General features: G+C 59.6%; 1 protein-coding gene. It reads right to left on the reverse strand.

All coding sequences use genetic code 11. The annotated features are described in order from the left end of the window. Window positions 1–220, reverse strand: a 220-nt coding sequence (locus tag OC610_RS29445) for an ureidoglycolate lyase (protein ID WP_264433408.1), incomplete at its 3' end; no start/stop codon positions are given. Window positions 221–225 lie beyond the last annotated feature (5 nt).

Raw genomic sequence — 225 nt, forward strand, 5'->3', positions numbered from 1 at the left:
CCAGCATGCGCACGGTCAATGGCATGTCCAGCGCGTCGGCGCGGAAAATGCTGATGATTGCCTTGTCGTCTGGCGTGGCGGTCTCGACCGTCGCCAGGCGATGGAAGCGCATGGTCGAGCCGTTGTTGATCATGAAGTGATCGCTGCTGTCGGTTTCGATCACGTCACCGAACGGGGCGAAGGCTTCTTTGGTCAACGGTTCGATCTTGAGTGTGCGCATGCTGG

Source organism: Pseudomonas agronomica (genome assembly GCF_025917275.1).
Lineage (GTDB): Bacteria > Pseudomonadota > Gammaproteobacteria > Pseudomonadales > Pseudomonadaceae > Aquipseudomonas > Aquipseudomonas agronomica.